At 41.2% G+C, this 11,034-nt stretch carries 12 protein-coding genes and 2 tRNA genes; 12 read left to right on the top strand and 2 right to left on the bottom strand.

The window, feature by feature from the left end; translation table 11 throughout:
- The 5 genes from A3GS_RS0107945 to A3GS_RS0107925 all read left to right on the top strand — a co-directional run.
- A partial coding sequence (locus A3GS_RS0107945; protein ID WP_018364892.1) for an IS3 family transposase occupies positions 1–239 on the top strand: 239 nt, incomplete at its 5' end.
- 205 nt (positions 240–444) lie between these two features.
- Entirely contained in the window at positions 445–1,194 is a 750-nt protein-coding gene (gene truA / locus A3GS_RS0107940; protein ID WP_026216330.1) for a tRNA pseudouridine(38-40) synthase TruA, read from the top strand.
- Positions 1,184–1,960, top strand: coding sequence for a bifunctional hydroxymethylpyrimidine kinase/phosphomethylpyrimidine kinase (locus A3GS_RS0107935; RefSeq protein WP_018364890.1), 777 nt, complete (start codon positions 1,184–1,186; stop codon positions 1,958–1,960). Before truA ends, A3GS_RS0107935 begins: the two co-directional genes overlap by 11 nt.
- Positions 1,941–2,408 (top strand): ECF transporter S component, encoded by a 468-nt coding sequence (locus A3GS_RS0107930; protein WP_018364889.1) that lies wholly within the window; start codon positions 1,941–1,943, stop codon positions 2,406–2,408. The genes A3GS_RS0107935 and A3GS_RS0107930 overlap by 20 nt, the downstream gene beginning before the upstream one ends.
- A gap of 58 nt (positions 2,409–2,466) precedes the next feature.
- Positions 2,467–3,030, top strand: a complete 564-nt coding sequence (locus A3GS_RS0107925) for a TIGR01440 family protein (protein WP_018364888.1) — start codon at positions 2,467–2,469, stop codon at positions 3,028–3,030.
- A 26-nt stretch (positions 3,031–3,056) separates the two neighbouring features.
- Here the strand turns inward: A3GS_RS0107925 and A3GS_RS0107920 are convergent, their stop codons facing one another.
- The gene (locus A3GS_RS0107920; RefSeq protein ID WP_026216329.1) at positions 3,057–3,905 is read right to left on the bottom strand and encodes a mechanosensitive ion channel family protein; all 849 of its coding nucleotides are present in this window, start codon (positions 3,903–3,905) and stop codon (positions 3,057–3,059) included.
- A gap of 132 nt (positions 3,906–4,037) precedes the next feature.
- Here A3GS_RS0107920 and tig point away from each other — a divergent pair, with 132 nt between their 5' ends.
- The 7 genes from tig to A3GS_RS0107885 all read left to right on the top strand — a co-directional run bounded on the left by tig (position 4,038) and on the right by A3GS_RS0107885 (position 10,278).
- The gene (tig, locus tag A3GS_RS0107915; protein WP_018364886.1) at positions 4,038–5,321 is read left to right on the top strand and encodes a trigger factor; all 1,284 of its coding nucleotides are present in this window, start codon (positions 4,038–4,040) and stop codon (positions 5,319–5,321) included.
- 222 nt (positions 5,322–5,543) lie between these two features.
- Positions 5,544–6,125 (top strand): DNA-directed RNA polymerase subunit delta, encoded by a 582-nt coding sequence (gene rpoE, locus A3GS_RS0107910; RefSeq protein ID WP_018364885.1) that lies wholly within the window; start codon positions 5,544–5,546, stop codon positions 6,123–6,125.
- 190 nt (positions 6,126–6,315) lie between these two features.
- On the top strand, positions 6,316–7,920 hold the full coding sequence (locus A3GS_RS0107905; protein ID WP_026216328.1) for a CTP synthase: 1,605 nt from the start codon (positions 6,316–6,318) through the stop codon (positions 7,918–7,920).
- Positions 7,921–7,980: 60 nt separating this feature from the next.
- A complete protein-coding gene (locus tag A3GS_RS0107900) occupies positions 7,981–8,910 on the top strand; it encodes an alpha/beta hydrolase (RefSeq protein ID WP_018364883.1) in 930 nt (309 codons plus the stop codon).
- Between the two features lie 45 nt (positions 8,911–8,955).
- A tRNA-Leu gene (locus A3GS_RS0107895) sits at positions 8,956–9,041 on the top strand.
- 183 nt (positions 9,042–9,224) lie between these two features.
- On the top strand, positions 9,225–10,106 hold the full coding sequence (locus A3GS_RS0107890; protein WP_018364882.1) for a class II fructose-bisphosphate aldolase: 882 nt from the start codon (positions 9,225–9,227) through the stop codon (positions 10,104–10,106).
- Between the two features lie 99 nt (positions 10,107–10,205).
- Positions 10,206–10,278, top strand: a tRNA-Thr gene (locus A3GS_RS0107885).
- Positions 10,279–10,682: 404 nt separating this feature from the next.
- Here the strand turns inward: A3GS_RS0107885 and A3GS_RS0107880 are convergent.
- On the bottom strand, positions 10,683–11,034 hold a 352-nt coding region (locus A3GS_RS0107880; protein WP_018364881.1), incomplete at its 5' end, for an IS3 family transposase.

Raw genomic sequence — 11,034 nt, 5'->3', positions numbered from 1 at the left:
CGACCCAGTATCAGATGACCCGCTCTATGTCTCGTGTTGGTAAGTGTATTGACAACGCGCCAATTGAAAGTTTCTTTGGGCACTTTAAGACGGAGTGCTACGATTTGAAGAAGTATAAAACTTTTGAGGAGCTGGTGTCAGATATTGATGCCTACATCTATTTTTACAATCATCAACGTTTTCAAGAACGCAACAACGGCCTTGCCCCTCTTGAAATGAGGAACAAGGCCGTCGCCTAATCTTTTATTATTTCATTGTCCACTTGACAGGGAGCTGTTCACTACGACACTAGTTAAGTAGATTGTTTTGTTAATGATAGGAGCCTCCTGAGTTTTTCTATATTATAGCATGTGTTTTTTAAATAGGGAATTCTTATCAGCTGATAGGGAACTTATATGGTCAAGGAGGTTGCTTGCGCCCTTAAAAATTGCTATAATCCTAGTTATGACACGATATAAGGCTACAATTTCTTACGACGGAACCCTCTTTGCTGGCTTTCAGCGTCAGACCAAGGAGCGTTCAGTTCAGGAGGAATTAGAAAAGACATTGAAAAAACTTAATAGTGGTCAGCCAGTCAAGGTTCACGGGGCTGGGCGAACGGATTCGGGTGTGCATGCCTACGGTCAGGTCGTGCATTTCGACTTGCCTCAGGAGCGCGATGTGGAAAAGCTGCGTTTTGGACTAGATACCCAGTCGCCAGAGGATATTGATGTGGTGGCTGTTGAGCAGGTTTCAGATGACTTTCATGCTCGCTATAACAAGCACAGTAAGACCTATGAATTTTTAGTGGACAGCGGTCGTCCCAAAAATCCCATGATGCGTCATTATGCTACGCACTATCCTTACCCGCTTGATTTGGCCAGTATGCAGGAGGCCATCAAAGATTTGGTTGGTACTCATGATTTCACAGGTTTTACAGCTTCGGGAACTTCGGTGGAAAATAAAGTGCGCACCATTAGTCAAGCAACAGTTGAGCGTGACAATAAGACAGGCTTTCTGATTTTCACCTTCACAGGTAACGGTTTTCTCTACAAGCAAGTCCGCAATATGGTCGGTACGGTTTTGAAAATCGGCAATGGTCGCATGCCTGTTAGTCAGATTAAGACGGTTTTAGAGTCTAAAAATCGAGATTTAGCTGGTCCGACAGCAGCTGGTAATGGCCTTTATCTCAAGGAGATTATCTATGAAGACTGATTATATTTTAGCTATTTCAGGCAATGACGTCTTGAGCGGCGGCGGCATGCAGGCTGATCTGGCGACCTTCACCGTCAGCGGACTTTACGGTTTTGTTGCCCAGACTTGCATGACCAGCATTAAAGCTGATGGATTTGAGATTACTCCCACTCCAGCTCCGCTATTTGCCAAACAATTGGAAAGCTTGCGAGAAGTTCCTTTTGCCGCCATCAAGCTGGGGCTTTTGCCGTCTGTGGAAATAGCAGAGCAGGCTTTGGGGTTTTTACAAAACTACGGACGAGAGTTGCCAGTTGTTTTTGATCCTGTTTTGGTCTTTAAAGAAAATAGTGATCAGGCTAACTCAGGCATGCGAGTGGAAATGTTGAAGTTCTTGCCGTTGGCAACAGTTATCACGCCAAATTTGCGTGAGGCAGCAATCCTGTCAGGCATGCCCTTAACCACTCTGTCAGACATGAAAAAGGCCGCTCAGATTCTCTATGACTTGGGGGCGCAGGCCATTGTCATCAAAGGTGGCTCACGTCTGAATAAGCATGAAGCTATTGACCTTTTCTATGATGGGCAGGACTTTGTGGTGTTGCGCAATCCCATTCTGCACCGTAATAATAACGGTGCAGGCTGTACTTTCGCAGCGTATATCGCTAGCCAACTGGCTTTGGGGAAGGAAAGCAAGGAGGCAGTCAGTCTAGCCAAGGATTTTGTCTACCATACTATTGAAGAATCAAATGATTACGGAGTGAAGCAGAATTATGCGAAAAACAAATCTTAGAGAATTAACATTACTAGCAGTTTTGACGGCCTTGACGGTTGTTTTAGGACGTTTTGTTATGGTACCTACACCAACAGGCTTTTTGACCTTGTTGGATGCTGGTGTTTATTTCACCGCTTTTTATCTGGGGTCTCGTCAAGGGGCAATCGTTGGTGGTTTGTCAGGTTTCTTGATTGACTTGCTGGCTGGCTATCCCCAGTGGATGTTTCATAGCTTAATTGCCCACGGCTTGCAAGGTTTCTTCGGTGGCTGGACAGCTTCTAAGCGTATTTTAGGATTGATTTTGTCATCACTAGCTATGGTGGGCTGGTACTTTATTGGCTCACTCTTATTAGGCTACGGTTTAGGTGGTTCCTTAGCAGGAATCTGGGGCAATGCCATGCAAAACTTTTTTGGTGTGGCAGTAGGCTACGCTGTTTTCTACGCTTATCAAAAATTTGAAAAGTAATTTTCAAAAGCGCGGCTCTGCTGAAAAGGTGCTATAATAGACCTAGTGAGGTAAGAAAATGAATTTACGAGATTTAGAAAAGCAGACGCGTGACATTGTTCTTGATATTATCGACCGATCGGCGATTAAAAAGGGGCAGCTGTTTGTGCTGGGTCTCTCTTCCAGCGAGGTAGCTGGTGGCGTTATCGGGAAAAATAGTAGTGCTGAGATTGGTGAAGTTATCGTTAAGACCATTTTGGATGAGCTAACGGCTAGAGGTATCCATTTGGCAGTGCAGGGGTGTGAGCATCTTAATCGCGCCTTAGTGGTGGAGAAACAGGTGGCAGAGGATAAAGACTTAGAAATTGTTAATGTCATACCTAACCTGCATGCTGGCGGCAGCGGTCAAGTAGCTGCCTTCAAGTTTATGACAAATCCTGTTGAAGTCGAAGAAGTTGTAGCTCATGCAGGTCTTGATATTGGAGACACCAGCATCGGTATGCATGTCAAACGTGTGCAGGTTCCGCTGGTACCTATTCGGCGTGAGCTAGGCGGCGCTCATGTGACAGCCTTAGCCAGCCGATCCAAATTGATTGGCGGAGTGCGTGCCACCTATACAACAGACCCAATTCGTAAGTTTTGATAATGAAAACAAGCTCTGCCATCATGTCAGAGCTTGTTTGTTGTGGGAGATGATGTATTGAGCGTTGGTAATGAAATACCAGCTGCAATGAGGTTTTCCTGATAGAGACGATAAAATTCTGCATAGGTGCGATTTTGAGCGCCGTTTTGCACGAAAATATCAATACGAAAGACCAATTGTCCAGACTTGGCCGTTTGCGGTCCTAGTACAGTTGGACTACCCACGATTTCTGGGTGATTTTCCAGGCTTTCCTTATTCACTGTTTTAATGACCTTGGTCATTTTTTCTAAATCAGTATGGGCGAAAATCGGAATGTCGATCTGCACTCGCATATCACCGCGTGATTTGTTGCTGACGAGGAGGATATTGCGATTGGGAATAAAATGCAGGGTGCCGTCAAACCCACGAATTTGTGTGGTACGTAAGCCGACACTGGAAATGTTACCAGAAACGGTGCCGATATCGACGGAATCACCAACATCGAATTGATTTTCAAAGAGGATAAAAAAACCGTTGACGACATCAGAAAGGAAACCTTGAGCCCCAAGACCGATGGCTACTCCAGCAATTCCAGCCCCTGCCAGAAGGCTGGAAACAGGTACACCCAGAATGCTCAAAACCCAGTAAACGAGGAAAAAGTAGAGTACATAATTCATGACGTTATGCAGCAGCTTAATAATGGTTTTCTGTCGCGCCTGTGTTTGCTTGGATAGAGAGATAGAGGTTGCGATGGTTTTGTCAAAAAGGTAGTTGATGATCCGCTTGCCAATTGAAAAGAGAATAATCAGCAGCACCAGCGAAACCGCTTTTGAAGTGAGGTCTAGTGCCAGCTCTTCAAGGTGAAACTGTTGAAAGTATTTTTGGATAATAGTCATAACTTTAGTGTAGTAAAAAAAAGGAAAGTCTGCAAGGATTTTATGGCTCAAAAAATGCATAAAAAACTTTTAAAAGCTCTTGAAATATGATAAACTAAACTGTATATAAAATTTTTAAGGAGAAATGACTAGATGTCTACATCATTTGAAAGCACTGCTACAAACCGTGGCGTGATTACATTTACAATTGGACAAGATAAAATTAAACCAGCTCTTGACCAAGCCTTTAATAAAGTCAAAAAAGAATTGAATGCACCAGGATTCCGTAAAGGACATATGCCTCGTGCCGTCTTCAATCAAAAATTCGGTGAAGAAGCGCTTTACGAAGATGCTTTGAATGCTATTTTGCCAGCAGCTTATGAAGCAGCTGTTGCTGAACTTGAACTTGATGTTGTTGCACAACCAAAAATTGATGTTACCTCTATGGAAAAAGGTCAAGAATGGACTTTGACTGCTGAAGTTGTTACAAAACCTGAAGTGAAACTTGGCGATTACAAGAACCTTGAAGTATCAGTAGATGCTACTAAAGAAGTAACTGATGCGGAAGTTGATGAAAAGGTTGAACGCGAACGCAACAATCTTGCTGAATTGGTTATCAAAGAAGATGCAGCTGAAAACGGCGACACTGTTGTGATTGATTTTGTTGGTTCAGTTGACGGTGTTGAATTTGACGGTGGAAAAGGAGACAATTTCTCACTTGAACTTGGTTCAGGTCAATTCATCCCTGGTTTTGAAGATCAATTGGTGGGTTCAAAAGCTGGTGATCAAGTAGAAGTTAAAGTAACTTTCCCAGAAAACTACCAAGCTGAAGACCTTGCAGGTAAAGATGCTGTCTTCGCAACTACAGTTCACGAAGTTAAAGCTAAAGAAGTTCCAGCTCTTGATGACGAATTAGCTAAAGATATCGACGAAGAAGTTGAAACTCTTGACGAATTGAAAGCTAAATACCGTAAAGAACTTGAAGCAGCTAAAGAAATTGCATACGATGACGCTGTTGAAGGTGCAGCGCTTGAATTGGCTGTTGCCAACGCTGAAATTATTGAATTGCCAGAAGAAATGGTACATGACGAAGTACACCGCGCTATGAACGAATTCATGGGCAACATGCAACGTCAGGGGATCTCTCCAGAAATGTACTTCCAATTGACAGGAACATCTGAAGAAGACCTTCATAAACAATACGAAGCAGATGCTGATAAACGAGTGAAAACAAATCTTGTCATTGAAGCTATTGCTAAGGCGGAAGGATTTGAAGCTTCTGACGAAGAAATCGAAAAAGAAATTGCGAATCTTGCTTCAGAATACAACATGGAAGTTGAGCAAGTCCGTAACCTTCTTTCAGCTGATATGCTTAAGCACGATATCGCTATGAAGAAAGCTGTTGAAGTAGTAACAAGCTCAGCTAAAGTGAAATAAAGTCATTAATGTTTGATTAAGAAAAGGCAATCTGCAAGGATTGCTTTTTTGATTGTAAATCTTGTCTTCAAGAAATTTGCTGCAATCCTTTGACGAATTGTATTTTTTAGCGTAAAATAGTAGACAGCGACAAAAAATGAATTCGAACCGTTGTTTAGGCTAAGGAGCCCAGATGCCTCCCCAAACAGCTGATGTCTCGATATTAAAATGAGGAGAACCACCTTGGAATTAGAAGTATTTGCTGGACAAGAAAAAAATGAACTCTCAATGATTGAAGTGGCCCGTGCTATATTGGAAGAACGCGGTCGTGACAATGAAATGTATTTTAGCGACCTTGTTAATGCGATTCAAGAATATTTGGATAAATCAGATGCAGCAATTCGTGAATCACTTCCTTTCTTCTACTCAGATTTGAATACAGATGGTAGTTTTATCCCCTTAGGTGAAAATAAATGGGGGCTGCGCTCTTGGTACGCCATTGATGAAATTGACGAAGAAATCATTACTCTTGAAGATGATGAAAATGGGTCACCAAAACGCAAGAAGAAACGCGTTAATGCCTTTATGGATGGTGATGAAGATGCTATTGATTATTCAGATGATGATCCAGAAGATGAGGATTACACTGAAAATTCATCAAATCTGGAATATGATGATGAAGATCCAGATGATGAAAAATCTGAAGTTGAATCATACGACTCTGAAATCAATGAAATCATTACTGATGATGATTTAGATGAAGATGTCGATATCAACGAAGAAGATGATGACGATGAAGAAGAGGACGAAGATAGGCAAGACTAAACGAGGAATTTATTAGTTTCTCTTTCGTGTGATTTTCTCATTTGACAAATAAGAAGATTTAGTTTATATTACTATTCGGGCACCTCTTTTTGAGGTCAGTACAAAGCTCCCTACTTGCTAGGGAGCTATTTTGTTTTTCCCAGAAAAGATTCTTAGCACAGCTATGCAAACTAATGAAAAAGGAGTTGACATGACAAAGTATATTTTCGTCACTGGTGGTGTTGTTTCATCAATTGGTAAAGGGATAGTAGCGGCCAGCCTAGGGCGTCTTTTGAAAAACCGTGGTCTTAAAGTAACCATTCAAAAATTTGACCCCTACATTAATATTGACCCAGGAACGATGAGTCCTTATCAGCATGGTGAAGTTTATGTAACAGATGATGGCGCAGAGACAGACCTTGACTTGGGCCACTATGAACGTTTTATTGATATTAATCTAAACAAATACTCTAATGTTACGACAGGAAAAATTTACAGCGAAGTTCTTCGCAAAGAACGTAAGGGTGAATATCTAGGAGCTACTGTTCAGGTTATCCCCCACATTACAGATGCGCTTAAAGAAAAAATCAAGCGTGCTGCAACAACGACTGACTCAGATGTTATCATCACTGAAGTTGGAGGGACAGTTGGTGATATCGAAAGTTTGCCATTCCTCGAAGCTCTACGTCAAATGAAGGCAGATGTCGGGGCGGATAATGTCATGTACATTCATACGACTCTGCTTCCTTATCTTAAGGCTGCTGGTGAAATGAAAACTAAGCCGACCCAACATTCTGTCAAGGAATTACGTGGGCTGGGGATTCAACCAAATATGTTGGTTATCCGTACCGAAAAACCTGCTGGTCAAAATATTAAAAATAAACTAGCCCAATTTTGTGATGTTGCGCCAGAAGCTGTTATTGAGTCGCTTGATGTAGATCATATCTACCAAATTCCACTCAATATGCAAGCACAAAATATGGATCAAATTGTTTGCGATCACTTGAAACTTGATGCTCCTAAGGCCGATATGACAGAATGGTCAGCTATGGTGAACAAGGTCATGAATCTTCAAAAGAGTGTAAAAATTGCTTTGGTTGGCAAATATGTTGAATTACCAGATGCTTATTTATCTGTTGTTGAAGCTCTCAAACATTCAGGCTATGTCAATGATGCTGCGATTGATTTGAACTGGGTTAATGCTAATGATGTGACCGCGGAAAATGCATCGGAGCTTCTAGGTGATGCGGATGGTATAATCGTGCCAGGTGGATTCGGTCAACGTGGTACCGAAGGTAAAATTGAGGCGATTCGTTATGCGCGTGAAAATGATGTTCCAATGTTAGGAATCTGTCTGGGTATGCAATTGACCTGTGTTGAATTTGCCCGCAATGTCCTTAATATGGAAGGTGCTAACTCTGCTGAATTGAATCCTGATACTAAGTACCCTGTCATTGACATCATGCGTGATCAAATTGACATTGAAGACATGGGTGGAACACTTCGCTTGGGCCTTTACCCATGTAAATTGAAAGTCGGCTCAAAAGCAGCTGCAGCTTACAACAATCAAGAAGTGGTCCAACGTCGTCACCGTCATCGCTATGAATTTAACACTAAATTCCGTGAGCAGTTTGAAGCAGCAGGTTTTGTCTTCTCAGGTGTTTCACCAGATAACCGCCTCATGGAAGTGGTTGAGTTGCCAGATAAAAAATTCTTTGTAGCTGCGCAATATCATCCAGAATTACAAAGTCGCCCTAATCGTCCAGAAGAGCTTTACACAGCTTTTGTAACGGCAGCTGTTCAAAATGTTAAATAAATTTGAAAAGAAGTAGCCTAGCTATTTCTTTTTTTGTTAAATTGCAGTACAATACACTTTATGAAAAAGATTAGATTATCAAAGCTTATCACAGGAATTATCCTTACCTTTTTTGCAATTTCACTTGGCGTTAGTTATTATTTTTTTTATGTGGCACAAGTTCGTGAAGAGAAATCTTTTATCAACCATAGGCCTAAGACTAGGGCTAATCCTTTGTATGATGATGAAAAGCAATTTGATCATTTGAAAAAAGAGACCGTCTGGATGGCTAATCAAGGTTTAAAACAGGATGCTTGGTATGTTCCAGCAGCAAGGGAAACGAACAAAACAGTTATTGTAGTTCATGGTTTTAACAACAGTAAGAAGGACATGAAAGCTTATGCTTGGATGTTTCATGAACTAGGTTATAATGTCTTGATGCCTGACAATATGGCTCATGGGAAAAGTCAAGGTCAGATTATTGGCTACGGCTGGAACGATCGACTTAATATTATCAAATGGGCACAGCTTTTGGTTGACAAAAATGCAGCTAGTCAGATTACTCTTTTTGGTGTCTCCATGGGAGGAGCTACTGTCATGATGGCTAGCGGTGAAAGCAATCTCCCTAAACAAGTTGTCAATATTATTGAAGATTGTGGATACAGTAGTGTTTGGGAAGAATTGAAATATCAGGCTAAAGCAATGTACAGCCTGCCTGCCTTTCCAATTCTTTATGAGGTGTCGTCTATTTCCAAAGTGCGAGCTGGCTTTTCTTACGGTCAAGCCAGCAGTATTGAGCAGCTGAAGAAAAATAAATTACCTATTCTCTTCATTCATGGAGACAAGGATGATTTTGTACCAACAAAAATGGTTTATGACAATTTTAAAGCAAGCCGAGGTGCTAAAGAACTTTATATTGCTAAGGGCGCGCAGCATGCTAAGTCAATGGAATCAAATCCTGAAACCTATCAGAAAAAAATTTCAACTTTTTTGAAAAATTATGAAAAATAATGTTGACAACAATATAGTAAATTGATATAATTTGTTATGTTGTTAGCGGGGATGGCGGAATTGGCAGACGCGCAAGACTAAGGATCTTGTGACCGCTTTTGGTCGTGAGGGTTCAAGTCCCTCTCTCCGCAGAGTAGCTGAGTCTATATGGCTCGGCTTTTTTTATTCAAAGAACGCCAGAATATTTTTAATAACGAAGAAAGTCGCTTAGAAAATCATTTAAGTTTTCAGTAAACGCTAGCATTTTTACCGTATTTATGTTAGAATATTCGTGTAATGGGTTGAACCCCAAAAAATAAATAGGAGGCCTTATAATGGCAATCGTTTCAGCAGAAAAATTTGTCCAAGCAGCTCGTGACAACGGTTATGCAGTTGGTGGATTTAACACAAACAACCTTGAGTGGACTCAAGCTATCTTGCGTGCAGCAGAAGCTAAAAAAGCCCCAGTTCTTATCCAAACTTCAATGGGTGCTGCCAAATACATGGGTGGTTACAAACTTTGTAAAGCACTTATCGAAAACCTTGTTGAATCAATGGGTATTACTGTACCAGTTGCTATTCACCTTGACCATGGTCATTTCGAAGATGCTCTTGAATGTATCGAAGTTGGCTACACTTCAGTAATGTTCGACGGTTCACACCTTCCAGTTGAAGAAAACCTTAAATTGGCTAAAGAAGTTGTTGAGAAAGCACATGCTAAAGGCATCTCAGTAGAAGCTGAAGTTGGTACTATCGGTGGTGAAGAAGACGGTATCATCGGTGACGGTGAATTGGCTCCAATCGAAGATGCAAAAGCAATGGTTGAAACTGGTATTGACTTCTTGGCAGCAGGTATCGGTAACATCCACGGTCCTTACCCAGAAAACTGGAAAGGTCTTCACCTTGATCACCTTCAAAAACTTACAGAAGCTGTTCCAGGATTCCCAATCGTACTTCATGGTGGATCTGGTATCCCTGATGATCAAATCCAAGCAGCTATCAAACTTGGTGTTGCTAAAGTTAACGTTAATACTGAATGTCAATTGGCTTTCTGCGCTGCTACTCGCGACTTTGTTGCTGAATTCAACGCTAACGAAGCTGAATACATGAAGAAAAAACTCTTTGACCCACGCAAATTCTTGAAACCAGGTTTCGATGCAATCACTGCTGCTGTTGAAGAACGTATCGATGTTTTCGGTTCAGAAGGTAAAGCTTAATCAGTTCTGAAACGTTATTAAATAAAGGTTTGTCCGAAAGGATAAGCCTTTTTTCTTGTCATTGACATTTAAAATCAAAGTGATAAAATAGTGGGGTAAGCCGATTTAGCTCAGTTGGTAGAGCAACGCACTCGTAACGCGTAGGTCACAGGTTCGATCCCTGCAATCGGCAGTTATGTTATTTTTGAAACGTTGATTTGACAACGTTTCTTTTGCTTTTATTATATCTTATTGCTTGAGATATCTTTTTCTTTAATAATTTGCCCTGTTGTAAAATGAAGTGCAAGAAAAAAGAACTTTTCATCTGATATACTATTCTGGTACAAACCAGGCTTATCACCACCTTTCTGAAGGCTAAAGCTAGCTTGATATTACGTGACGCTTGGGGAGAAATCCTTCGACAATTTCCTGTGAAATTTAGTGTAGGACAGTTAAGCAAGCTAAACAGGTTAACGGTAAGAAGGTTTATGATGACCACTACTTTACAGACGAAGCCCCCAATGTGTTATTCTGATGGCAGAAAGACTAGTTTGAAAAGGCAACAGTTTTCTGTACAAAATTTATAAAGTGTTTTTATTAAGTAATGACTCGCCTAGTCATTGGTGTTTGGTAATTGAGACTGCCGTGGATGCGATGGTGATTCCACCAGTGGACATAGTCTTTGGTTTTAAGGGTTAATTCTTCCAGAGAGCGGAAGGTTTCTTGGTTGATAAACTCCAGTTTGAAGGAGCGATAGGTACTCTCAGCTACCGCATTGTCATAAGGACAACCCGCTTGACTCAGCGAACGTGTGATGCCAAAGGCTTCTAACATCTCATCAATCAAGGCATTATCAAACTCCTTACCACGATCAGAATGGAAGAGTTTGACCTTGGTCAGAGCGTAGGGAATGCTTTGAATGGCTTCTTTGACCAAGTCAGCAGTCTTG

The organism is Streptococcus caballi DSM 19004 (genome assembly GCF_000379985.1).
Lineage (GTDB): Bacteria > Bacillota > Bacilli > Lactobacillales > Streptococcaceae > Streptococcus > Streptococcus caballi.
The sequence above is the reverse complement of the archived record's forward strand: the minus strand, read 5'-3'. Positions and strand labels throughout refer to the sequence as shown.